Below are 22,058 nucleotides of genomic sequence, written 5' to 3'. Positions count from 1 at the left end.
GCGCATCCGGGCGCCGGCCTCGTCGATCAGGTCGATCGCCTTGTCCGGCAGGAAGCGGTCGGAGATGTACCGGTCGGCCAGCGTGGCCGCCGCGACCAGGGCCGCGTCGGTGATGCTGATCCGGTGGTGCGCCTCGTAGCGGTCACGCAGACCCTTGAGGATCTCGATGGTGTGCGCCAGCGACGGCTCGCCGACCTGGATGGGCTGGAAGCGGCGCTCGAGAGCGGCATCCTTCTCCAGGTGCTTGCGGTATTCATCCAGGGTGGTCGCGCCGATGGTCTGCAGCTCGCCGCGGGCCAGCATCGGCTTGAGGATGCTTGCCGCGTCGATCGCGCCCTCGGCGGCACCCGCACCCACCAGGGTGTGGATCTCGTCGATGAACAGGATGATGTCGCCGCGCGTGCGGATCTCCTTGAGCACCTTCTTCAGGCGCTCCTCGAAGTCACCGCGGTAGCGGGAACCGGCGACCAGCGCGCCCAGGTCGAGCGTGTAGAGCTGCTTGTCCTTGAGGGTCTCGGGCACCTCGCCCTTGACGATCGACTGGGACAGGCCCTCGACGACGGCGGTCTTGCCGACGCCGGGCTCGCCGATGAGCACCGGGTTGTTCTTGGTGCGGCGGGAGAGCACCTGCATGACCCGCTCGATTTCCTTTTCCCGGCCGATGACCGGGTCGAGCTTGCCCTCGCGGGCGGCCTGGGTCAGGTTGCGTCCGAACTGGTCGAGCACCAGGCTCGTCGACGGCGCAGCCTCGCCCGCCGCCGCGCCGGCCGCGGCCGGCTCCTTGCCCTGGTAGCCCGAGAGCAGCTGGATGACCTGCTGGCGGACCCGGTTGAGGTCGGCGCCGAGCTTGACCAGCACCTGGGCGGCGACGCCCTCGCCCTCACGGATCAGCCCGAGCAGGATGTGCTCCGTGCCGATGTAGTTGTGCCCGAGCTGCAGCGCCTCGCGCAGCGACAGCTCCAGCACCTTCTTGGCCCGCGGCGTGAACGGGATGTGCCCGCTCGGCGCCTGCTGACCCTGGCCGATGATCTCCTCGACCTGCTGCCGGACCCCTTCGAGCGAGATGCCCAGGCTCTCCAGAGCCTTGGCGGCAACACCCTCGCCCTCGTGGATCAGGCCGAGCAGAATGTGCTCGGTCCCGATGTAGTTGTGGTTGAGCATCCGGGCCTCTTCTTGGGCCAGGACGACAACCCGTCGCGCTCGGTCGGTGAACCGCTCGAACATGCCCTCGTGCTCCTCACGTGCCGTGCGCCAATAACTGGCGGGGCCAGCGCACCGGCATCGGTGATGCCGGTGCTGTCACTACTCTATCGCCGCCGGGTGGTCTTGCTGAGCCCTCGTGGCTCCTCGAAACCGTCTGCAACGTTGATTTAGCCAACTTCGCACGCCCAACCGCTGTTCCCCCACCCGAACGAGTACGCGGACAGCGAAATCGCGCCCGAACACACGTCCACAGCCTGTGGACAACCCGCTCCAACCCTGTGGATAACTCTACGTCCCGAATGTGAAGATCAAGTCAAAAGCAAGAGGGCCCGTCGCGCATCAAGCGCGACGGGCCCTGCACGGTACGCGTACCTCAGGCCCGACCCGGGCCCTTCGAGTGGAACTCGTCCACGATCTCCTGCGGGATGCGACCCCGGTCGGAGATGTCCTTGCCGGCCTTCTTGGCCCACTCCCGGATCGCCTTGTTCTGCTCCCGGTCGGCGGTCGCGCCACCGCGACCACGCGCGGCCCGGCCGCCGACGACCACACCGCCGCGGGCCACCTTGGAACCGGAGCCGACGTACGGAGCGAAGACGTCCCGCAATTTAGCCGCGTTCTTCTCCGAGAGGTCGATCTCGTACTGAATGCCGTCGAGCGCAAACTTGACGGTCTCCTCGGCGTCACCGCCGTCGAGGTCATCGACCAGCTTGTGAATGATCTGCTTGGCCACGCGCCGCTATCCTCCCGAACACAGGTTCTCCCGCAACGCACAAGACAATAACGCCAGAGCGGCGGTATACGTCAATGGCGGGTCGAATATTACTCGGGCCGGACGAGCGGGAACAGGATGGTTTCGCGAATGCCGAGCCCGGTGAGGGCCATCAACAGCCGGTCGATTCCCATTCCCATCCCACCGGTCGGCGGCATTCCGTACTCCATCGCGCGGAGGAAATCTTCGTCCAGCTGCATCGCCTCGGGATCGCCGCCGGCGGCCAGCAACGACTGCGACACGAGCCGTTCGCGCTGCACCACCGGGTCGACCAACTCGGAATAGGCGGTGGCCAGCTCAAAACCGGATACGTACAGATCCCACTTCTCGGTCAGACCGGGAGTTTCCCGGTGAGCCCGGGTAAGCGGGGCGGTCTCTTCGGGATAATCCCGTACAAATGTCGGCCCCTGCAGAGACGGCACGACCAGGTGCTCGAACAGCTCCTCGGCCAGCTTGCCGTTGCTCCACTTCGGGTCGACGGATAGGTCGTGCTTTTCCGCATAGCCTGCAAGTTGCGCGCGATCGGTGGTGACCGTGACTTCTTCACCGAGGGCGTCGGAGAGCGAACCGAACAGCGTGACAGCCGGCCACTGGCCGCCCAGATCCAACTCGGAGCCGTCGAAGTGGGTCACTACGTGTGAGCCGGCGACCGCGAAGGCGGCTTCCTGAATCCACTCCTGAACCTGCTGCTGCATCACGTTGTAGTCGGCGTACGCCTGGTACGCCTCCAGCATCGCGAACTCGGGCGAGTGACTCGAGTCCATGCCCTCATTGCGGAAGTTCCGGTTGATCTCGAAGACGCGCTCGATGCCGCCGACGACGGCGCGCTTCAAAAACAGTTCCGGCGCGATCCGGAGATAGAGATCAGTGTCGAGTGCGTTGCTGTGCGTCACAAACGGACGGGCCGCCGCACCGCCGTGCAGCAACTGCAACATTGGTGTTTCGACCTCGAGGAAATTGCGACGGAACAGCGACTCGCGCAGGCTTCGCACGACGGTGGCCCGGGCCCGCACGGTCTCCCGCGCCTGCGGCCGCACGATCAGGTCGACGTAGCGCTGCCGGATCCGGGTCTCCTCGGACAGTGGCTTGTGGGCCACCGGCAGCGGGCGCAGCGCCTTGGCGCTCATCGCCCACGAGTCGGCCAGCACGGACAGCTCGCCGCGCCGGCTGGTGATCACCTCGCCCGCGATGCCGACCAGGTCACCGAGGTCGACCAGGTGCTTCCAGTCGGCCAGCGCCTGCTCGCCGACCTTGTCGAGGGAGAGCATGACCTGCAGCTCGGTGCCGTCGCCGTCGCGCAGGGTCGCGAAACACAGCTTGCCGCCGTTCCGGATGAAGATCAGCCGGCCGGTGACCGCGACCTGGTCGCCGGTCGCGTGGTCGATCGGCAGTTCCGGGTACTTCTCCCGCAGTTCCTTGAGCGAGTCGGTGCGGGCCAGGTTTACCGGGTAGGGCGGGACGCCCTCGGCCAGCAGCCGCTCCCGCTTCGACCGGCGGACCCGCATCTGCTCGGGAAGGTCCTCGGAGGGGTCAGTTGCGGGCACAATCTGCTCGGTCACGGCACTGCTCTCTGTGGGAACTCGTTCAACGACGCAGAAAGCCTACTAAGCGGCCCTCAGACGTTCCGCTCATATACCATCCGCAGCCCGATCAGCGTGATCATCGGCTCGTGCGCGGTGATGGTGCGGCACTCGTCCTTGACCAGCCAGGCCAGCCCGCCGGTGGCGATCACCGCCGACACACTGCCGCCCAGTTCCTCGGTCATCTGCTCGACGATCCGGTCGACCTGGCCGGCGAAGCCGTAATACATGCCGGACTGCAGGCACTCGACGGTGTTCTTGCCGATCACCGAGCGCGGCTTGGCCGGCTCGACCTTGCGCAGCTGGGCCGCGCGGGCGGCGAGCGCGTCGAAGGAGATCTCGATGCCCGGCGCGAACGCACCACCGAGGAACTCGCCCTTCGCGCTGATCACGTCGAAGTTGGTGGTGGTGCCGAAGTCGACGACGATCGACGGTCCGCCGTAGAGGGCGTGCGCGGCCAGGGTGTTGACCACCCGGTCGGCGCCGACCTCCTTGGGGTTGTCGATGGCCAGCTGTACGCCGGTCTTCACGCCCGGCTCGACGATCACGTTGGGCAGCTCGCCGTAGTACCGGCTCAGCATCGTGCGCAGGGTGCGCAGCGCGGCCGGCACGGTGGAGCAGGCGGCCACCCCGGTGATCTCCACGGCGTCCCCGGCGAGCAGCCCGCGGAACATCAGGCCCAGCTCGTCGGCGGTGGACCGGGAATCGGTCTTGATCCGCCAGTTGTGCACCAGCTTGTCGCCGTCGAAGGTGGCGAGAACGGTGTTGGTGTTACCGATGTCGATACAGAGCAGCATCAGGGCCTCAGGTCCAGAGCGATGTCCAGGATCGGCGACGAGTGTGTCAATCCGCCCACCGACAGATAGTCCACACCGGTCGCGGCGTAGGCCTCAACCGTCTCCAGTGTGAGATTTCCGGTGGCCTCCAGCTCGACCCGGTCACCGACCGCCTCGACGACGGTGCGCAACAGCGTCGGTGTCATGTTGTCGCAGAGCAGGAAATCGGCGCCGGCCTCGACCGCTTCCTGAGCCTCCGCCAGCGTGGTCACCTCGACCTGCACCGGGACCTCGGGGAACTTTTCGCGAACCAGAAGATAAGCCGCGGTGATGCTGCCCGCCGCCAGCTTGTGGTTGTCCTTGATCATGGCGACGTCGTACAGGCCCATCCGCTTGTTCGTGCCGCCGCCGGCCCGCACCGCGTACTTCTCCAGCGCGCGCAGCCCCGGGGTGGTCTTGCGAGTGTCCAGCACGGTCGCCTTGGTGCCGGCCAGGATGTCGGCCCACCGACGGGTGTGGGTGGCCACCCCGGACATCCGGCAGAGCAGGTTCAACGCCGTACGCTCCGCGGTCAGCAGTGCCCGGGTCGGCCCGGTGATCACCGCGAGCACGTCGCCACGGCGTACCCGATCGCCGTCCTTGATCTTTGCTTCGAAGGTGGCTGTGCCACCGGAGGTGGCGGCGAAGACCTCGGCCGCCACGCCCAGCCCGGCCACCACGCCGTCCGCCCGGGCGACCAGTTCGGCGGTGTCGACCTGCCCGGCCGGAATGGTCGCCTCGCTCGTCACGTCGCGTGGCGGGTCGCCCAGGTCCTCACCGAGGGCGGTGAAAACGATCCGCTGCACCTCGAAAGGATCGAGAGTCACGCCATCTCCTCGAAGGTCTGGGTGAGCTTGCCCTTGGGGCTCAGTCCGTTCAGCAGGTGGCCGCGCCACTCGTCCTCGGCCACCGGGAAGTCCTCCCGCCAGTGGCAGCCGCGCGTCTCGCGCCGGGTCTGCGCCGACGCCACCAGCGCGGACGCCACGGTCAGCAGGTTGGTCGCCTCCCAGGCCGCGTTGTGCGGGGTGGTGCGCTGCTCGGCCAGCCGGCTCAGTTCCTTGGCGGTGCCGGCCAGCGAGTCGGCCGACCGCAGCACGCCGGCGCCGCGGGTCATCGCCCGCTGCACCTCGGCCCGGACCGCCGGGTCGGCCACCCAGGCCGGGCCCTGCTTGGCGAACGAGGGCTCGGCCTGCGGGGGCAGATCGCGGGCGATGTCGTCGGCGATCCGCCGGGCGAAGACCAGGCCCTCCAGCAGGGAGTTGCTGGCCAGCCGGTTGGCACCGTGCACGCCGGTGCAGGCCACCTCGCCGCAGGCGTAGAGCCCCGGGATGCTGGTGCGGCCGTGCAGGTCGGTGCGCACGCCGCCGGAGGCGTAGTGCGCGGCCGGCGCGACCGGGATCAGCTCGGTGGCCGGGTCGACGCCGGCTGCCCGGGTGGACGCCACGATGGTCGGGAACCGGTGCTCGAGGAACTCCCGGCCGAGGTGCCGGGCGTCCAGGTAGACGTGGTCGGCGCCGGTGGCCCGCAGCACCCGGTGGATGCCCTTGGCCACCACGTCGCGCGGCGCCAGCTCGGCCAGCTCGTGCTGACCCACCATGAACCGCTTGCCGCTCTCGTCGACCAGGTGGGCGCCCTCGCCGCGGAGTGCCTCGGAGATCAGCGGCCGCTGCACCGAGGTGACCGCCGCGCTGACGAACGAGGTCGGGTGGAACTGCACGAACTCCACATCGGTGACGACCGCGCCGGCCCGCAGCGCGAGGGCCACCCCGTCGCCGGTGGAGACCGACGGGTTGGTGGTGGACGAGTAGATCTGCCCCATCCCGCCGGTGGCCAGCACCACGGCCCGGGCCAGGATCGCGCCCACGCCGTCGGCCGAGCCCTCGCCCAGCACGTGCAGGGTGAGCCCGCAGGCCCGGCCGTCGGCCCCGCGCAGCAGGTCGAGGACCAGGGCGTGCTCGACCAGCCGGATCCACGGGTCGCGGCGCACCGCCTCGTGCAGCGCCCGCTGCACCTCGGCCCCGGTGGCGTCGCCGCCGGCGTGCACGATCCGGTCGGCCCGGTGCCCGCCCTCGCGGGTGAGCATCAGCGAGCCGTCCTCGTGCCGGTCGAACTCGGCGCCGATCCGCATCAACTCGCGGACCCGGGCCGGGCCCTCCTCGACGAGCACCCGCACCGCGGCCGGGTCGCACAGGCCGACGCCGGCGATCTCGGTGTCGTTGGCGTGCGCGGCCGGAGTGTCCAGCGGATCGAGCACCGCGGCGATCCCGCCCTGGGCCCATCGGGTGGAACCGTCGTCGATGTTCACCTTGGTGACCACCGTGACGTGCAGGCCCTGTTCGCGCAGGTGCAGGGCGGCGGTCAGGCCGGCCACGCCGGAGCCGACGACGAGCACGTCGGTGGTCTCGGTCCAACCCGGTTCGGCGGCGGCGAGCCGGCGCGGCAGCTCCGGAAGGTCGGCGAGAAGTGACATCTGCTCAGTACACCCCGCCGGTGCCTGGAGCCCGCCGCGGGGGCGGGCTCAGTGGTGGGCATTACTTGTACTGGATGGGGAGGCTCTTGGCCCCTTTGCCCTTGAGAGTCGAGGTCAGCTCGGTGCCGTCCAGCCAGAGATAGCAGCGTACGCCGAAATCACCGAGCGCCCACACGTCCGCGTTGCCCGGCAACGACACCACGCCGGTGCGGAACTGAAGGTCGGTGTCGTTGGGCACGCCCACATAGGTGGCGATCAGCCCGCGGCAGCCGTCGTGGAACTTGGCCCAGGTGGCATCGTCCTTGGGGAAGGACAGATCCTTCGCGTACCAGACGCCGACGTACTCGGCGTTGTGCTTGGCGTCGCAGGCGACACCGGGCATGCCGGCGATCGCCCCGGAGCTGTCCTGGGCCACCGCGTAGCAGGTGAGCATCAGCTCGGAGGTGCCGTCGGCGAGCACGCTGCGCAGGCTGCCGATCCGCTGCACCAGCCCGCCGTCGTCCTCCACCGTGCTGAGTTCGACCGCCTCGCACCGGAACCAGCGCGATCCGCCGGTCCAGGCGGCGGCGGTCGGGTGGGTGACCCCGATCCAGAGGCGAGCGTTGCGCCAGGGCCCACCGACGTAGGTGGTGGTCTTCTCGTCGCAGACCTTGTAGGCGGTCGCCGCCCCGGCCGAGCCCTCGGCGGGCGGCGACTCGGCATCGGCGGCTGGCGACTCGTAGGTGCCGACGTAGACCGTCTCGGTGCGGTGCCGCAGCTGGCAGTCGAGCTCGTCGTAGGTGGACCGGGCCCCGATCGCGTTGAAGGTGGCTCCATGGCAGGTTCCCGCCGACGGCTCGAACGCGGTGGCCGCCGCCATCACGGCCCACCCGTTGGTGAGATCGCCGTCGACTCCGCCCGGCGCGGCACATCCAGCGACCACCATCATCAGGGCAGCCGACAAACCCAGCCGGATACCCAGGTATCGCATAGTCCGTGAACCCCCGTCGTTTTCGCCCGGAATTCCGATGATAAGGCGATTTCAACGACGAAAGGCGAAAACCCCGTTTGCCGTACGGGATGAGCCCCTACCGCCGCTCCAGGTTCACCGCGACGTTGTCGATCAGACGGGTGGTACCGACCTTCGCCGCCACCAGCAGGCGGGCCGGCCCCTCGGCCGGTGCCGGGCCCAGGAGCAGGTCGGTCAGCGCGAGATAGTCGACCCGGACCGACGGCTCCTCGTCGAGGATCTTGGTAGCCGTCGCCAGGGCCGCCTCGGCGTCGGTCTGCTCGGCGCCCAGTTGCAGCGCCCGGGACAGGGTCAGGGCGGCCCGGCGCTGGTCGGGGGTCAGGAAGCGGTTGCGGCTCGACATGGCCAGACCGTCCGGCTCGCGGACCGTGGGCACGCCGACGATCTCGACGCCCAGCTCCAGGTCGTGCACCATCCGCCGGATCAGGGCCAGCTGCTGGAAGTCCTTCTCACCGAAGTACGCCACGTCGGCCCGGGTCAGCATCAGCAGCTTCTCGACCACGGTGAGCATGCCGGCGAAGTGGCCCGGCCGGCTCGCGCCCTCGAGGAGCTCGCCGATCGAACCGGCGTTCATCGTGATCTGCGGGGCGCCACCCGGGTAGACCTCGTCCCGGCTCGGCGCGAACACCACCGACACGCCCTCGGCCCGGCACGCCTCGACGTCCGCCTCGAGCGTGCGCGGGTACTTCGCGAAGTCCTCATTCGGGCCGAACTGCAGCGGGTTCACGAAGATGGTGACCAGCACGAACGCCGACCGCTCGCGCGCGGTCCGGATCAGCGTGCGGTGTCCCTCGTGCAGGGCGCCCATGGTCATCACCACGGCGACCTCGGGCGCTCCGGCCACCGCGGCGGCCAGCTCGGCCCGGGTGTGGATGACGGCGGTCATCGGGTGCTCCCGACCGTGGCCCGGGACAGGACGTCCATCAGCCGGGCCGCGTCCTGCGGGCGCAACCGGCCGGAGGCGATCGCCCGGCCCGCGGTGCGGCGGGCCAGCGCCAGGTAGGTGCCGACCGCGTCGGCCGGCATCCGGTCGAGGTGTTTGGCCACGGTGCCGGCGTCGCCCCGGGAGACCGGGCCGGTCAGGGCCGCGTCGCCGAGATGCAGCGCGTTGTCGAGGGCGGCCCGCAGCAGCGGCCCGAGCACCCGTTCGGTGTCCTCGACGCCGGCCGCGCGCAACAGGTCGGCGGCCTCGTTGACCAGCGTGACCAGGTGGTTCGCGCCGTGCGCGAGGGCCGCGTGGTAGAGCGGGCGGCTCTCTTCGGCGATCCACTCGGGGATGCCGCCTAGGTCGGCCACCAGTCGGGTGGCGAACGCGCGGTCCGCAGCGGTGACGCCCCAGGCGATGCCGGGCAGCCGGTCGAGGTCGGCGTCGGCGCCCGTGAAGGTCATCGCGGGATGCAGGGCCATGCCTTGTACATCGCCCAGAACGGCGAGTCCATGAGCACCCGAGGTGTGCGCCACGATCTGACCGGGCCGCAGCGCGCCGGTGACGGCCAGGCCGGCGACCACGCCACCCAGGGCGTCGTCCGGCACCGCCAGCAACAGGAGATCGTCGGCGGCCCGGGCCACCTCGTCGGCGGGCAGGATCGCCGCCTCCGGCAGGAGCCGGGCGGCGCGATCACGGGAGGCCGCCGAAACGGCCGCCGCGGCCACGACCCGGTGGCCGGCCGCGTTGAGGGCGGCGCCCACCACGGCGCCTACCCGTCCGGCGCCGACGACACCGACGGTGAGGGTGCGTGTCATATGCGGATCCAGTCCTCGAGAGGGGTACCGGTCGGAGGCAATTGTGCGCACCCGTAACACGCTCGTGACAACAACGTGTGGTCAACTGCACGGCCCGTTTGAGGCCTAGGGTGACGGTGTGACGGGATGGCGTGCGGCGATGGCCGCCGGGCTGTATGGGCCGGCGGGCTTCTTCACGCGCGGCACGACCGGTCCGGCCCAGCATTTCCGGACCAGTGTGCACGCGTCGCCGCTGTTCGCCGGGGCTCTGCTGCGGCTGGTCGAGCGGGTCGACGCGGCCCTCGGGCACCCGAAGGTGTTCGACCTGGTCGATGTCGGCGCCGGTCGGGGCGAGCTGCTCGCCACGCTGCGGCAACTGCTGCCGGACCGGGTCCGGCTGACCGCCGTCGAGGTGGCGCCCCGGCCGGACGGGCTCGATCCGGCGATCGCCTGGCGGCCGGACATTCCCGGCGACATCACCGGACTGCTGCTGGCCACCGAGTGGCTGGACAACGTGCCGCTCGACGTGAACGACGTCGATGACCACGGGCGGCGGCGGAAGGTGCTTGTCGACCCGGCCACCGGCACCGAGTCGCTGGGCGGTCCGATCGACGCGGCCGATCTGTTCTGGCTCAGCCGGTGGTGGCCGCACCCCGGGCGGGCCGAGATCGGCTGGACCCGCGACGCGGCCTGGGCGGACGCGGTCGGGCAGGTGCGGCGGGGGTGCGCGCTCGCGGTCGACTACGGGCACCTGCGGGCGCACCGGCCGGTCGACGGCACGCTGACCGGATTCCGGAGCGGACGACAGGTGGTGCCGGTGCCGGACGGGACCTGCGACGTCACCGCACACGTAGCGATGGACGCGGTGGCCATCGCTACGGGATGCCCGTACGAAATGATCACCCAGCGGGAAGCGCTGAAAGCGCTGGGGATCGACGGCGCCCGGCCACCGATTGATCTTGCACGCAGTGATCCGGCCGGATATGTGCGGGCCTTGGCCGCGGCCGGCGCCGCCGCCGAGCTGATCGAACCGGCCGGGCTCGGCAGCCATTGGTGGCTGCTGCACACGGTTGGCCTCGATGCACATGGGAGCATGCTTCCGTGACGGATGCGCTGCGGGAACTGACCGTCGGGACCGGTGCCGGGCTCGACACGGCCGACATGGTGTTGAACATCGGGCCGCAGCACCCGTCCACTCACGGCGTGCTGCGGCTCAAGCTCACCCTCGACGGGGAGCGGGTGGTGACCTGCGAGCCGATCGTCGGCTACATGCACCGCGGCGCCGAGAAGCTGTTCGAGGTGCGCGACTACCGGCAGATCATCATGCTGGCCAACCGGCACGACTGGCTGTCCGCGTTCGCCAACGAGCTCGGCGTCGCCCTCGCCGTCGAACGGCTGATGGGCATCGAGGTGCCGGACCGGGCGATCTGGCTGCGCACCGCCATGGCCGAGCTGAACCGGGTGCTCAACCACCTGATGTTCCTCGGGTCCTACCCGCTGGAGATCGGCGCAATCACGCCGATGTTCTACGCGTTCCGCGAGCGGGAAACCCTGCAGGCGGTGATGGAAGAGGCCACCGGCGGCCGGATGCACTACATGTTCAACCGGGTCGGCGGCCTCAAGGAAGAGGTGCCGGCCGGCTGGACCACCCGGGCCCGGCAGGCGATCAAGACCGTCCGCAAGCGACTGCCCGACCTCGACCACGTCATTCGCAAGAACGACATCTTCCTGGCCCGCACCGTCGGGGTCGGCGTGCTCACCGAGGCCCAGGCCGCCGCCTTCGGCGCGTCCGGACCGGTCGCGCGGGCCTCCGGGCTCGACTTCGACCTGCGCCGGGATGAGCCCTATTTGGCGTACGACCAGCTCAGCGTGCCCGTGGTGACGAAGAAGAGCGGTGACTGTCACGCCCGGTTCGAGGTGTTGCTCGACCAGGCCTACGTGTCGCTCGACCTCGCCGAGGAGTGCCTGGACCGGGTCGACAAGATCTCCGGGCCGGTGAACGTACGCCTGCCGAAGGTGGTCAAGGCACCGGAGGGCCACACCTACGCCTGGACCGAGAACCCGCTCGGCATCAACGGGTATTACCTGGTGTCCCGGGGCGAGAAGACGCCGTGGCGGCTGAAGATGCGCACCGCGTCCTACGCGAACGTGCAGGCGCTGGCCACGCTGATCCCCGGCTGCCTGGTCCCCGACCTGATCGCCATCCTCGGCTCGATGTTCTTCGTGGTCGGCGACATCGACAAGTAGGTCCTACCGGCGGCCGTAATCCTGCACGTAGCGCTCGTCGGGCTGCCAGCCGTCGTACTCGGCGAAGTCGGCGAGGGAGCCGATGTTGGTGTCGTTGGCCGACGGCCGGTGCCGGCGGGCCCGGTAGTTGGGGTCCCCGGTGGTGTGCGGCCCGTCGTAGCCGCCGTCCATGCCGTAGCCGTCCGAGTCGAGCTCCCCCTGGGACGGCCCGTAGCCGCCGTCCCCCGGCCCGTAGCCGTAGTCGGGTTGGCCGTAGCCGTCCCCGGCCGGTTCATAGGCGTTGTTGGGCGGTTCATAGCCGTTGTTGGTCGGTTCGTAGGCGGTGTTCGCCGGCCCGAAGCCGGTGGCGCCCGACCCGTAGCCGGTGGCGCCCGGAGCCTGCCCGTTGACGCCCGGAGCGTGCCCGTTGACACCTGGGCCGTATCCGTTGGCGCCCGCGGCCGGGGCCTGCCCGTCGGCGTTCTGGGCGTAGCCGTTCGGTCCGTAGCCGTTCTGGGCGTAGCCGTTGGCCGGCGGGCCGAAACCGTTGCCGGCCGGGCCGTAGGCGTAGTCCTCGCCGGCCGGGCCGAAGCCATTCGCACCGGCGTAGCCGTAGTCGGTGCCGTAGGCGTCGTAGCTTTCCCCGGCCTGGCCGCCGTAGCTGTCGTCAGTGGCCTGGTAGCCGTAGCCGTTGGCCTGGGGCGGGCCGTAGGGACCGCTCGGCGGGGCCGGGTAGCCGGTGGGCCCGGCGGCCACATCGGCGTAGCCGTTGCTGGCGCCGAAGTCGCCGTCGAGGGACTCCGCGCGGCCGTACTGGACGCCGCCGGGCCGGACCGCGGCCCCGGCGGCGCTGCTGGGCCGGACCGCGGCCGCGGCGCGCGGCGGGGCCGGCGAGGAGGGCGGCACCGGCACCGAGGCGGCACCCCGCTGGCGCGGAATGTCGGCGGCCGGGTGGCTGCCGCTCGTCGTGCCGGGCTCGCGGCGGTCGCCGGTGGACATGCCCGGCTGAGCGCGGTCGCCCGCCGACATACCCGGCTGAGCGCGGTCGCCGGTGGACATGCCCGGCGCGCGGCGCCCGTTCGGCCCGGGCCCCGAAGCGCCGGGGCCAGAGCTGCCCGGGCCGTTGGGACCAGGACCGCCGGGGCCGTTGGGACCGGGACGGCCAGGGGCGAAACCGGCGGGGCCGGGCCGGCCGGGACCAAAGCCATTGGCGGCGGGACCGCCAGGGCCAAAGCCGTTCGGGCCTGGACCGCCGGCGTCGGGTCCGAAGCCGTTCTGGCCGGGACCGGCGGCGCCGGGATTGCCGGAAACATAACCGTTTGAGCCGGGGCCGCCAGGGCCGAAACCATTCGGGCCTGGGCCGCCAGGAACGCCATGGCCGAAGCCGTTCGGACCCGGGCCGGTGACGCCGGAGCCGGGGCCGGGGCCGGGGCCGTTCGGGCCGGGGCCGGCGGGGCCGTTGGGGCCGGGCGGGGTGGGGCGGGCTGTGGCTACGGCGGCGGCGGGGGCCGGGACGCTGGCTCGGCCGCCGCTGGCGAAGCCGGGGTCCGGCTGGGGGCGGCGGGCGGGTGGGCCGGCCGGGAACGGGTCGGCTTCCGGCGCCATCGGGGCGTCCTGGAAGAAGCCGGAGCGTTCGGGGGCCGGGGCGGCGACGGACGGGGCGGCGGCCGGAGCGCGGCCGAACTCGGCTCGCAGCTGGGCGCGCAGGACCTTGACCTCTTCGGCCACACGTTCCTCGACGTGGCCCTCGTGCAGCACCGGGTCGCTGCGGATCAGCACCGACGAACCGACAAGAACGACGCTTACCGCGATCAGCAGCACGGCGAAGCGCACCGAGTTCGAGCTTTGACCGAGCAGCACGACGACCGCGGCCAGTGGCGCGAGCAGTACGCCCGCCCAGATGAGGCCGCGGAGCAGTCGTGAGCTGTGCCCAGCCCCAGGGTCCCTCTCCGGCATGGGCGCCCATGCTACCGAGAGTGCGCCCGGGACGAAATGGGCGAACGCCGGGTTTCAATGCCTCGAAACCCGGCGTTCTCCTGACAAATGTCAGCCGGCTGCCAGCGCGCCATCCGAGCTGAACACCAGGCCGACGCTGATCGTGCCCTGCTTCAGCGCGGTCTTGGTGAGCGGACCGCCCGCGTCCAGAGTGGAGAACTTTCCAGCCTGGAAGCTGTAGACGTCGACGAGGCCCTGCTGGCACTTCGGCCGCTGTGGGCACTCGGCCGGGCCGCCGAGCACGGTCGCCGCGCCGGAGCACTTGGCGGCCAGGTCGGAGAGCGTCTTCACCGAATATTTATCGGAGAAGGCGGTGGTGGTGGCGAAGGCGTTCTGGTCCTGCGCCTGCGAGGCGGCCCCGAAGACCAGGCCGACCTTGGCGCCGAGCGCCGTGAGGTTGGTGACCGTGGTGGTGAGGTCGGTCGAGGACGGGTCCTTCGCGTTCTTGTCGATCTTGCCGGACAGGAACGTGGCCAGGGTAGCGGCGTACTCCGGGACGACGTCGATGTCGCCCTTCTCCAGCGCCGGCTCGTACAGCTCGCGGTTGCCGATCTGCTGGACCTTGACCTTGTAGCCGGCCGCGGTCAGCGCCAGGCCGTAGATCTCGCCGAGGGTGGCGTTCTCACTGAAGTTGGCCGCGCCGACCGTGATGTCGCCGCCAGGGCCCTTGGCCAGGCCGGTGGTGATGTCGTTGGTCGTCACGAATTCCTGGGCGGCCGCCTTGGAGGACTTGCGGTCGATGTCGACCGCCTTGTTGAGCGCGATGAGCTTGGTCGTGTCGAGGGCTGCGGACACCTTGTCGAGGGCCGCGATCAGCTGCGGCGAGGACGCCTTCTGGTTGATCGCGGGGATGACGTTGTCGGTGTTCTGCAGCTTCTTGTCGTCGGTCAGCACGACCAGCGAGTCGCCGGCGACCGGAGCGCAACCAGCGCCGGCGGCCGACGAGGCGGGCGCTTCGGTGCCGGAGGAGCCGGCGTCGCCGCAGCCGGTGAGGGTGACGACGGCCGCCGTCGCCGTGGCGGCCATCAGGAGCAGGTGTCGACGCATACCGCCGCCTTCTGTGTCCCGGCGTGGCCAGGGTGGCCGCGCCGCGTGTCCGACGGGCAGCCGGAGTGCGTGCCCGTACACCCTGCTAGGTCTACCCGCTGGGTATGACATCTTTTCCGAAAGATGCTGGTCCGTTACGTGGAGGTAACCGGACGAGCGACCCGGCGGCGCCGCACCGTCCGCAACGGACGGGGCGTGACCAGGCGTTCTACGCCAGCGAAGACCGCCTCGACGAGAAGTGCGAGGAGCACCACAGCGATGCCACCGGCCACGATCTGGTCGCCGCCGACGTTGATGCCGAGCCCGAATCCGGCCGTGATGATCTGCCCGAGCCCGCCGCCGTTGACGAAGGTCGCGAGTGTCGCGGTGGCCACCACCTGCACGGCGGCGGTCCGCAGGCCGCCCGCGAGGTAGGGCACGGCCAGCGGCAGCTCGACCCGGCGCAGCAGCTGCCCGCCGGACAGGCCCATGCCGATCGCCGCGTCCTTGGTCTCCGGGTCGACCGAGCGCAGCCCGGTGTACGCGTTCGCGAGCAGTGGCGGCACCGCGAAGACGGCCAGCGCCAGGATCACCGGGAGCTTGCCGAAGCCGATCGGGGTGAGCGGCAGGATGGTGAGCAGCGCGAGGGTGGGCACGGCCCGAGTGAGATTGGCGACCGTGATCACCGCGCCGCCGCCCCGGCCCCGGTGCCCGAGCCAGATGCCGAGCGGCAGGCCGATCGCGCAGCCGAGCAGCACCGCCCAGAAAGTGATCACCAGGTGCTCCTGGAGCCGGTCGAACAAGCCGCCCGGGTTGGTCCAGTTGAGCGGGTCGTTGAGCCAGATCAGCCCATCTTTGAAGTAGTTCACGCGACCCTCCTGCGGCTCCACGGGGTGAGCAGCCGGCCCAGGCCGACCAGGGCCAGGTCGAGGATCAGGGCCAGGCCCACGCAGAGCACGGTGCCGGTGGTGATCTCGGCACGGTAGAAGTTGTTCCAGAAGCCGCCCATGATCAGGTCACCGAGGCCACCCTGTCCGATGATCGCGCCGATCGTGACCAGCGCCACCGTGGAGACCGTGGCCAGCCGCAGGCCGGTGATGATGCCGGGCAGCGCGAGCGGCAGCTCGACGTGCCAGAGTCGCCCGAACCGGCCGTAACCCATCCCGGCGGCCGCGTCCCGCACCTCGCTGGGCACCTGGGTGAGGCCGGTCAGGGCGTTACGAATCAGGAGCAGTAGGGCGTAAAGCACCAGAGCGATCAACACCGTCGCCCGGTTCGTCGCGCCGAGCAGCGGGGCCAGCAACGCGAGCAGCGCCAGCGACGGAATCGTGTAGAGAACGCCGGAGAGTGCGAGAATCGGCCCGGTCAGCGGTCTGATCCAGTAGGCGACGACGGCGAGCGGCACGGCCACCAGCAGCGCGATGACCACGGTTTCCAGGGTGATCCCGACGTGGAAACCGAGCTTGGTCAGGATGGTGCCGGCGTTGTCGGTGACGTACTGCCAGGAGAACCACGGGTTTCCCGGCCCGTCATCGGCGGGTGCGGCGAGCGGCGTGGAGGCCGCCGGCACCCACGACAGGAAGGACATACGTGGACGCTACCGCGATCAACGAGCCCGGGCCCGCCCGGAGCGCGGCCTCGATCACGCTGGAGAACATCGGCAAGACCTACCCGGACGGTACGGTCGCGGTCGGCGACTTCAGCCTCGAGGTGGGCGCCGGTGACCTGGCCGTACTGATCGGCCCGTCCGGCTGCGGCAAGTCCACCATCCTTCGCATGATCAACCGGCTGATCGAACCGACCAGCGGCCGCATCCTGATCGACGGCCAGAACATCCTCGACCGGAATCCGGTCGAGCTGCGCCGGCACATCGGGTACGTGATCCAGAACGTCGGGCTGTTCCCGCACCAGAACATCCGCACCAACATCGGCACCGTCCCGCGCCTGCTCGGCTGGGACAAGAAAAAGATCAACGAACGCGCCGACGAACTGTTGGAGCTGGTCGGACTCGACCCCTCGCGGTACGCGAAGCGCTACCCGCACGAGCTCTCCGGCGGCCAGCGGCAGCGGGTCGGGGTGGCCCGGGCGCTCGCCGCCGACCCGCTGGTGCTGCTGATGGACGAGCCGTTCTCGGCGGTCGACCCGATCGCCCGCGGCCGGCTGCAGGAGGAATTCCTCAAGCTGCAGGCCACCGTGCGTAAGACGATCGTGCTGGTCACCCACGACATCGACGAGGCGGTCCGGCTCGGCGACCGGATCGCGGTGCTGGCCGAGGGCGGCCGGCTGCTGCAGTACGCGCCGCCGGCCGAGTTGCTCAGCCGGCCGGACTCGGTGGCGGTGGGCGACTTCGTCGGCGCCGACCGGGGCATCCGGCGGCTGGCGGTGACCCCGCTACGGCCGGCTCTGCGCCCGGTCGAGGAGGGCGCGGCGACCGACGGCCGGCCGGTCGTGGAGGCCGACGGCACGCTCTACGACGCGCTCGCGGCGATGCTCGCGGCCGACGCGACCGAGGTGCTGGCGGTCGAGGACGGTAGGCCCGTCGGCCTGGTGTCCCGGGCGGCACTCTTCGACGTACCGAAGGCTTTCGACGTACCCACGAATGAAGCGGAAGCGGCGGTCTGAGCGTTGGGGCCGGGGTTTTGATCGCCCCGGCCCGCACCGCTACTTCGTGCCGCGGTAACCGCCGAGCGTGGCCAGGCCGATGATCCAGCCGACGAACAGGCCGTAGGCGGCGCCGTTGCCGGCCGCGTTGAACGCGCCCAGCAGCGACGGGTTGGCCAGGAACAGCGTGGTGAGCAGGGCGGCAAAGCCGCCGGCGAAGATGTACGACGCCCAGCCCGCGAAGAACTGGCTGATCGTGCCGCGGGCCCGGGCCAGCTGCGAGCCGGGCAGCAGGTAGAGGAAGAGCGCGGTCAGGATGACCAGCAGGATCGCCTTGAGGTCGCCGACGATGATCTCGCGCAGCGAGTCGTTGGAGTTGAAGGTCCAGTGCGGCCAGGCGAGCAGGCGCAGCCACCAGCCGCCGGCCGTGTTGGCGTTGGTGTTGTCGACGACCCAGTCCGAGTACCACGGGCTGCCGAAGACGAGGACCAGTATGAGTGCGGCAAGCGTGCCCGCACCAGGCGCAGACTTGTATCGGTTACCGAGAGCCATGGCCGGATATTTCCCAGCGGGCAGGCTCTTTCAAACGACCGTGGTAAATGTCCTTGATCAGTGGTTTTGCAGATAATCGATGAAGGCCGCGCGCAGCAGCGGCTCCTGCTCGCCGTAGCCGTGCTCCTCGTAACCGCCCTTGCCGGTCAGTTCCCGCCAGAGCGCTACATATTCGTCGATGGTCGGGCCGATCGAGTTCGGCGCACCGTCCAGCTCGGCGGCGTCGTCGGCGTCGGGCAGGTGCTTGATGACCGACCAGATGAACTTGACGTCGTGGTGCTTACGGGCCAGGCCGAAGGCGCGCTCCCGCAGCTCCTCGGTGGTCAGGGCGTCCAGTTCGGCGAAGCTCGGAGAGGTCATGTCGGCAAGCATAGGGCCGGCGTCGGAGTCACCGACTTGATCCCCATGGTCCGTCGTCCCAGCGGTCGGTGCGGCCGGTCGCGGTGGCCGGCGTCCAGTTCTCCAGGTCGGGTGTCCAGTTGGTCGCGGCGGTGGTCGGTGCCGCGTTCCAGTCGGCGGCGGCCGGGGCCAGCGGCCGCCCGAACGACTCAACCAGCCGGGTCACGATCAGGCCGCCGCCGAGCACGCACGCCGCGGTCGCGAACAGGGCGATGTCCAGGCTCTTCCGGTTGGACCAGTCGAGGTAGAGGGTGAACGCGGCGACCGCGAAGAGGGTGCCGAACACCCCGCCGCGCCGCCCGTAGGCGCTGGTGCCGGCCAGCATAGCCAGGCCGAGCGCGATGCCGGTCCACTCGAGGCCGGTGCCGGGCACGATCGGGGCGGCCGACTGGGCGGCGAAGAGGAAGCCGGCGGCAACCGCGAAGACCGAGGACAGCAGCAGCGAACCGATCACCGGCAGCGCCACCGCGACGCCACGCCGGCGGGCCGGGTCGTCGGTCGGGCGCAGGCCGCCCAACCACCGGCGCACCGGGGTCACCGTGCCCAGCGCCCCGCCCAGCACGGCCAGCAGCGCGAACCCGCCGAACAGGAAGAACGCCTGGTCGGTCGGGTCGTACCGGCCCTGCACGACCTCGGGCGCGACCCGCAGCTGGTCGTAGACGATCACGCCGAGCGAGGCGGCCAGGGTGGCCGCCCAGCCGGGCACGTGCAGCACCACGATCAGCAGGCCGACGACGATCGCACCGGCCGCCGCGATGATCAGCGCCGGGACCGCGGCCTTCACCAGGCCGAGGTCGCCCTGCTCGGCGTAGTGCAGGGAGGCGGCGAGCGCGATCGGGCCGATCGCCAGGTTGGGCACGCCGGCCCGCAGGGTCAGCCCGGCGCCGAGGGTGAGCAGCCCGATGGTGGCGCCGGTGATGAGCAGGGCGTCCAGCGCGGGGCGCTGGAACGCGTTCTTGTCGAGCTGCCAGAGCAGGAAACCGAAGGCGCCCGCCGCGAGCAGCAGGACCACCTCCCAGCCGAGGTGGATGCCGAGCCGGTCCCGGCCGTCGTCGCGGCGCAGGGCGTCCGTCGTGTCGGCGGCGTCCAGCTCCTCCGTCCGGCGCCGTTGCTCGGTCGCGGCCAGGGTATTCGCGCGGTACGCGGCCGGATCAGTCGCCTGGTCGTCAGTGCGACGGAACGTCGTCTCGTCGTACGCCATCGCGCGCCTCCTCGTGTGCGTCTAACCGTGCGGCCCAGACGCACGCCGAAAACCGCCGGGCACTTGCCCCGCGTGCAGAGCATACGGATACGAGTCGGTCTCAGTTCAAGGCCGAATTTGTGCCGGATCCGCTGCGGTCAGCGACGCGGTTCGAGGTCGTCCTCGTCCTCGGTGTCCGGCTGCTCCGGGATGCGGCAGGAACGCTCCAGCCAGAGCGCCGTGCCGATCAGGGCGGCCGCGGCCACCAGGCCGGCGCCGGCGGCCGGTAGATCGTTGTGCGCGGCCTCGGTGGGCTCCATCGCGAGCCAGGCCAGCAGGCCCGCCGAGAAGCCGGCCGAGAGCGAGCCGACCAGCGAGGACGCCTTGGCCAGTGCGACGTAGCGGGCCACCGCGAGCGGGTCGACCGGGAGCGTGCCGGGCTTGCGCTGGATGCGGACGCTGGTGTTCTGAGCGAGCAGGCCCTCGGCGATGGACAGCACGAACAGCACGATCACCGGCGACCAGGGCAGCTCCGGCAGCGACTGGTAGGTGAAGCTGAGCAGCAGCCAGCCGAGCGCGGCCGCGCCGAGGCACGCGACGATCAGCACCGAGATGCTCGTCGGCCGCAGCGACGGGTCCGACTTGGGCGCCTGTGGGTTGCTGCTCACACCGACGACTCTAACGGGAGATCGGCACGCGGGGTCATCGCGGCAAGGTCATCGGCGAGTGCCGTGTCGTTCAGCAGGTCGGTGAGCCAGCCGTGCCCGGGGAGCTGCCCGTACGGCTGGATGTCGATCCACGGGCGCAGCACGAACGCCCGCTGATGGGCCCGCGGATGCGGCAGGGTCAGCTCCTCGTCGTCGCTGAGCACCGGCTGGTCATCATCGTCCCAGACCGCGATCACGTCGACGTCGAGCGTGCGCGGGCCGAACCGGCGCTCCGGGTCACGGACCCGGTTCGCTGCGGCCTCGCAGGCCCGGGCCCGATCCAGCCAGTCGCGCGGCGTGGCGTCCGGGTCGACCGCGACCAGTACGGCGTTCAGATAAGCCGGCTGGTCGGCGTCGCCCCAGGGTGGGGTCTCGTAGATCCCGGAGACCACCGCCACGCTGCGGCCGAGCGCCCGGACCGCCTCCTGGAGGTGCCGGTGACGGTCACCGAGGTTGCTGCCGAGAGAAAGCACCGCCCGGGTCATCAACGGCTCCTTCGCAGCGTGACTGCCACGTCGGTGAAGTCGTGCGGGATCGGTGCCTGCGGCTTGTGGACGGTGACCTCGGCCGCGTCCACCCGCGGGTCGGCCAGGCAGACGTCGAGCAGGCGACCGGCCAGGGTCTCGATCAGGTTGACCGGCTCGCCGGTGAGCACGGCGACCAGCGCGGTGGCCAGCTCGCCGTAGTGGACGGTGTCGGCGACGTCGTCGGTCTTGGTGGCCTTCTCCAGGTCGAGCTCGAGCACGACGTCGACCACGAAGTCCTGGCCCTCGGCGCGCTCGAAGTCGTAGACGCCGTGGTGGCCCTTGGCGCGCAGGCCACTGAGCTTGATCATCTCTGCTGCTCCAGTCTCGGACTGCCGGAGGCCCGCCAGACGGCGAGCGCGTCGGCCGTGTCGCGTACGTCGTGGACGCGTACGCCCCAGGCCCCGGCGGCGACCGCGAGCACCGAGGTGGCCAGCGTGGCCGCCTCGCGCTGGTCAACCGCGCGCGGCGTGCCGTCCGCGGCCGCCAGCAGGCGGCCCAGATAGGTCTTACGGCTGGCCGCGAAGAGAACCGGGAAGCCCAGCTCGACGATCGCGCCCAGATGACGGGTCAGCTGCCAGTTGTGTTCGGCGGTCTTGGCGAAGCCGAGGCCAGGGTCGAGAATGAGCTGGCCGGGGTCGACGCCGGCGGCGGTCGCCGCGTCCACCCGCTCCCGCAGCTCGGCCCGCACCTCGGCGACCACATCGTCATAGACGGCCAGCTTGGTCATCTCGCGGGAGTGGCCGCGCCAGTGCATGAGGATCCACGGGCAGCCGGCGTCCCGGGCCACGGCGGCCATGCCGGGGTCGGCCAGGCCCCCCGAGACGTCGTTGATGACGGTGGCACCGGCCTCGAGCGCGGCGGCGGCGACCGCGGCCCGGGTGGTGTCGATGCTCAGTGGCACACCGGCCGCGACAAGTCCTGTGATTACCGGAACTACGCGCTTGATTTCTGTCGCGGCGTCCACTCGCTCGGCGCCGGGACGAGTCGACTCGCCCCCGATGTCCACGATGTCCGCGCCATCGTTCATCAATGCCGTGCCATGTTCGACGGCCGCCTCGACGCCGTTGTACCGGCCGCCGTCCGAGAAGGAGTCCGGCGTGACGTTGAGGATCCCCATCACGACCGGGTGATCTCTGCGGATTCCGTGCACGCCCGTGAGCAGCGCATCCCTCGGCTCAGTCGACACAGAGCAAGGGTAGGCCGGGCGGTTTGTCGCACGTGTGTACGATGCCTGGTGACTCATTTTCACGCACGCGCTCACCTTGAGTAACGTTTCA

Annotated in this window: 23 protein-coding genes; 3 read left to right on the top strand and 20 right to left on the bottom strand. The window is 70.5% G+C overall.

The window, feature by feature from the left end; genetic code table 11:
- From Ate02nite_RS39925 to Ate02nite_RS39885, 9 genes are all read right to left on the bottom strand, one after another.
- Positions 1-1,224: Clp protease N-terminal domain-containing protein (locus Ate02nite_RS39925; RefSeq protein ID WP_203813079.1), on the bottom strand; the 1,224-nt coding region annotated here is incomplete at its 3' end.
- Positions 1,225-1,576: 352 nt separating this feature from the next.
- Complete coding sequence (locus tag Ate02nite_RS39920) at positions 1,577-1,933, bottom strand: histone-like nucleoid-structuring protein Lsr2 (protein ID WP_203813078.1); 357 nt, start codon at positions 1,931-1,933, stop codon at positions 1,577-1,579.
- A gap of 89 nt (positions 1,934-2,022) precedes the next feature.
- The gene (lysS, locus tag Ate02nite_RS39915) at positions 2,023-3,477 is read right to left on the bottom strand and encodes a lysine--tRNA ligase (protein WP_203813126.1); all 1,455 of its coding nucleotides are present in this window, start codon (positions 3,475-3,477) and stop codon (positions 2,023-2,025) included.
- Between the two features lie 110 nt (positions 3,478-3,587).
- Complete coding sequence (locus Ate02nite_RS39910) at positions 3,588-4,349, bottom strand: type III pantothenate kinase (protein WP_203813077.1); 762 nt, start codon at positions 4,347-4,349, stop codon at positions 3,588-3,590.
- Entirely contained in the window at positions 4,349-5,194 is an 846-nt protein-coding gene (gene nadC, locus Ate02nite_RS39905; RefSeq protein ID WP_203813076.1) for a carboxylating nicotinate-nucleotide diphosphorylase, read from the bottom strand. Before nadC ends, Ate02nite_RS39910 begins: the two co-directional genes overlap by 1 nt.
- Positions 5,191-6,837: an L-aspartate oxidase gene (locus Ate02nite_RS39900; RefSeq protein ID WP_203813075.1), complete on the bottom strand. Its 1,647-nt coding sequence runs from the start codon at positions 6,835-6,837 to the stop codon at positions 5,191-5,193. Before Ate02nite_RS39900 ends, nadC begins: the two co-directional genes overlap by 4 nt.
- A 61-nt stretch (positions 6,838-6,898) precedes the next feature.
- A complete protein-coding gene (locus Ate02nite_RS39895) occupies positions 6,899-7,807 on the bottom strand; it encodes a septum formation family protein (protein ID WP_203813074.1) in 909 nt (302 codons plus the stop codon).
- Between the two features lie 97 nt (positions 7,808-7,904).
- The gene (gene panC, locus Ate02nite_RS39890) at positions 7,905-8,732 is read right to left on the bottom strand and encodes a pantoate--beta-alanine ligase (RefSeq protein ID WP_203813073.1); all 828 of its coding nucleotides are present in this window, start codon (positions 8,730-8,732) and stop codon (positions 7,905-7,907) included.
- Complete coding sequence (locus tag Ate02nite_RS39885) at positions 8,729-9,589, bottom strand: Rossmann-like and DUF2520 domain-containing protein (protein ID WP_203813072.1); 861 nt, start codon at positions 9,587-9,589, stop codon at positions 8,729-8,731. Before Ate02nite_RS39885 ends, panC begins: the two co-directional genes overlap by 4 nt.
- Positions 9,590-9,728: 139 nt before the next feature.
- Here Ate02nite_RS39885 and Ate02nite_RS39880 point away from each other — a divergent pair, with 139 nt between their 5' ends.
- Complete coding sequence (locus tag Ate02nite_RS39880; RefSeq protein WP_203813125.1) at positions 9,729-10,673, top strand: SAM-dependent methyltransferase; 945 nt, start codon at positions 9,729-9,731, stop codon at positions 10,671-10,673.
- Between the two features lie 56 nt (positions 10,674-10,729).
- Positions 10,730-11,815 carry an NADH-quinone oxidoreductase subunit D gene (locus Ate02nite_RS39875; RefSeq protein WP_239148059.1) on the top strand — a complete coding sequence of 362 codons (1,086 nt, stop codon included), beginning with the start codon at positions 10,730-10,732 and terminating at the stop codon, positions 11,813-11,815.
- Positions 11,816-11,818: 3 nt separating this feature from the next.
- Here the strand turns inward: Ate02nite_RS39875 and Ate02nite_RS39870 are convergent, their stop codons facing one another.
- The 4 genes from Ate02nite_RS39870 to Ate02nite_RS39855 form a co-directional block, all read right to left on the bottom strand.
- Positions 11,819-13,750, bottom strand: coding sequence for a hypothetical protein (locus tag Ate02nite_RS39870; RefSeq protein ID WP_203813070.1), 1,932 nt, complete (start codon positions 13,748-13,750; stop codon positions 11,819-11,821).
- A 90-nt stretch (positions 13,751-13,840) separates the two neighbouring features.
- Positions 13,841-14,836, bottom strand: a complete 996-nt coding sequence (locus Ate02nite_RS39865; protein ID WP_239148052.1) for a glycine betaine ABC transporter substrate-binding protein — start codon at positions 14,834-14,836, stop codon at positions 13,841-13,843.
- Between the two features lie 134 nt (positions 14,837-14,970).
- Positions 14,971-15,684 carry an ABC transporter permease gene (locus Ate02nite_RS39860; protein WP_203813069.1) on the bottom strand — a complete coding sequence of 238 codons (714 nt, stop codon included), beginning with the start codon at positions 15,682-15,684 and terminating at the stop codon, positions 14,971-14,973.
- Positions 15,681-16,403 (bottom strand): ABC transporter permease, encoded by a 723-nt coding sequence (locus Ate02nite_RS39855; RefSeq protein ID WP_203813068.1) that lies wholly within the window; start codon positions 16,401-16,403, stop codon positions 15,681-15,683. The genes Ate02nite_RS39860 and Ate02nite_RS39855 overlap by 4 nt, the downstream gene beginning before the upstream one ends.
- A 2-nt stretch (positions 16,404-16,405) precedes the next feature.
- Here Ate02nite_RS39855 and Ate02nite_RS39850 point away from each other — a divergent pair, with 2 nt between their 5' ends.
- A complete protein-coding gene (locus Ate02nite_RS39850) occupies positions 16,406-17,437 on the top strand; it encodes an ABC transporter ATP-binding protein (RefSeq protein WP_203813067.1) in 1,032 nt (343 codons plus the stop codon).
- A 39-nt stretch (positions 17,438-17,476) separates the two neighbouring features.
- Here Ate02nite_RS39850 and Ate02nite_RS39845 read toward each other — a convergent pair whose 3' ends face one another.
- From Ate02nite_RS39845 to folP, 7 genes are all read right to left on the bottom strand, one after another.
- Entirely contained in the window at positions 17,477-17,968 is a 492-nt protein-coding gene (locus tag Ate02nite_RS39845; protein ID WP_203813066.1) for a hypothetical protein, read from the bottom strand.
- A gap of 57 nt (positions 17,969-18,025) precedes the next feature.
- Positions 18,026-18,328: a hypothetical protein gene (locus Ate02nite_RS39840; protein WP_239148051.1), complete on the bottom strand. Its 303-nt coding sequence runs from the start codon at positions 18,326-18,328 to the stop codon at positions 18,026-18,028.
- A gap of 28 nt (positions 18,329-18,356) precedes the next feature.
- Entirely contained in the window at positions 18,357-19,568 is a 1,212-nt protein-coding gene (locus tag Ate02nite_RS39835; RefSeq protein ID WP_203813064.1) for an ABC transporter permease, read from the bottom strand.
- Positions 19,569-19,705: 137 nt separating this feature from the next.
- Positions 19,706-20,215, bottom strand: coding sequence for a DUF3180 domain-containing protein (locus Ate02nite_RS39830; protein ID WP_203813063.1), 510 nt, complete (start codon positions 20,213-20,215; stop codon positions 19,706-19,708).
- The gene (gene folK, locus Ate02nite_RS39825) at positions 20,212-20,739 is read right to left on the bottom strand and encodes a 2-amino-4-hydroxy-6-hydroxymethyldihydropteridine diphosphokinase (RefSeq protein ID WP_203813062.1); all 528 of its coding nucleotides are present in this window, start codon (positions 20,737-20,739) and stop codon (positions 20,212-20,214) included. Before folK ends, Ate02nite_RS39830 begins: the two co-directional genes overlap by 4 nt.
- Entirely contained in the window at positions 20,739-21,089 is a 351-nt protein-coding gene (folB, locus tag Ate02nite_RS39820) for a dihydroneopterin aldolase (RefSeq protein WP_203813061.1), read from the bottom strand. Before folB ends, folK begins: the two co-directional genes overlap by 1 nt.
- The gene (gene folP / locus Ate02nite_RS39815) at positions 21,086-21,898 is read right to left on the bottom strand and encodes a dihydropteroate synthase (RefSeq protein ID WP_203813123.1); all 813 of its coding nucleotides are present in this window, start codon (positions 21,896-21,898) and stop codon (positions 21,086-21,088) included. The genes folB and folP overlap by 4 nt, the downstream gene beginning before the upstream one ends.
- Positions 21,899-22,058 lie beyond the last annotated feature (160 nt).

This window comes from Paractinoplanes tereljensis (assembly GCF_016862435.1).
Lineage (GTDB): Bacteria > Actinomycetota > Actinomycetes > Mycobacteriales > Micromonosporaceae > Actinoplanes > Actinoplanes tereljensis.
The sequence above is the reverse complement of the archived record's forward strand: the minus strand, read 5'-3'. Positions and strand labels throughout refer to the sequence as shown.

Coding starts and splice junctions, on each gene's coding strand:
- lysS (WP_203813126.1), bottom strand. CDS start 3,477: ATGCGGGTCCGCCGGTCGAAGCGGGAGCGGCTGCTGGCCGAGGGCGTC.
- Ate02nite_RS39910 (WP_203813077.1), bottom strand. CDS start 4,349: ATGCTGCTCTGTATCGACATCGGTAACACCAACACCGTTCTCGCCACC.
- Ate02nite_RS39900 (WP_203813075.1), bottom strand. CDS start 6,837: ATGTCACTTCTCGCCGACCTTCCGGAGCTGCCGCGCCGGCTCGCCGCC.
- Ate02nite_RS39895 (WP_203813074.1), bottom strand. CDS start 7,807: ATGCGATACCTGGGTATCCGGCTGGGTTTGTCGGCTGCCCTGATGATG.
- panC (WP_203813073.1), bottom strand. CDS start 8,732: ATGACCGCCGTCATCCACACCCGGGCCGAGCTGGCCGCCGCGGTGGCC.
- Ate02nite_RS39885 (WP_203813072.1), bottom strand. CDS start 9,589: ATGACACGCACCCTCACCGTCGGTGTCGTCGGCGCCGGACGGGTAGGC.
- Ate02nite_RS39880 (WP_203813125.1), top strand. CDS start 9,729: ATGGCCGCCGGGCTGTATGGGCCGGCGGGCTTCTTCACGCGCGGCACG.
- Ate02nite_RS39875 (WP_239148059.1), top strand. CDS start 10,730: ATGGTGTTGAACATCGGGCCGCAGCACCCGTCCACTCACGGCGTGCTG.
- Ate02nite_RS39870 (WP_203813070.1), bottom strand. CDS start 13,750: ATGCCGGAGAGGGACCCTGGGGCTGGGCACAGCTCACGACTGCTCCGC.
- Ate02nite_RS39865 (WP_239148052.1), bottom strand. CDS start 14,836: ATGCGTCGACACCTGCTCCTGATGGCCGCCACGGCGACGGCGGCCGTC.
- Ate02nite_RS39855 (WP_203813068.1), bottom strand. CDS start 16,403: ATGTCCTTCCTGTCGTGGGTGCCGGCGGCCTCCACGCCGCTCGCCGCA.
- Ate02nite_RS39845 (WP_203813066.1), bottom strand. CDS start 17,968: ATGGCTCTCGGTAACCGATACAAGTCTGCGCCTGGTGCGGGCACGCTT.
- Ate02nite_RS39840 (WP_239148051.1), bottom strand. CDS start 18,328: ATGACCTCTCCGAGCTTCGCCGAACTGGACGCCCTGACCACCGAGGAG.
- Ate02nite_RS39835 (WP_203813064.1), bottom strand. CDS start 19,568: ATGGCGTACGACGAGACGACGTTCCGTCGCACTGACGACCAGGCGACT.
- folK (WP_203813062.1), bottom strand. CDS start 20,739: ATGACCCGGGCGGTGCTTTCTCTCGGCAGCAACCTCGGTGACCGTCAC.
- folB (WP_203813061.1), bottom strand. CDS start 21,089: ATGATCAAGCTCAGTGGCCTGCGCGCCAAGGGCCACCACGGCGTCTAC.
- folP (WP_203813123.1), bottom strand. CDS start 21,898: ATGGGGATCCTCAACGTCACGCCGGACTCCTTCTCGGACGGCGGCCGG.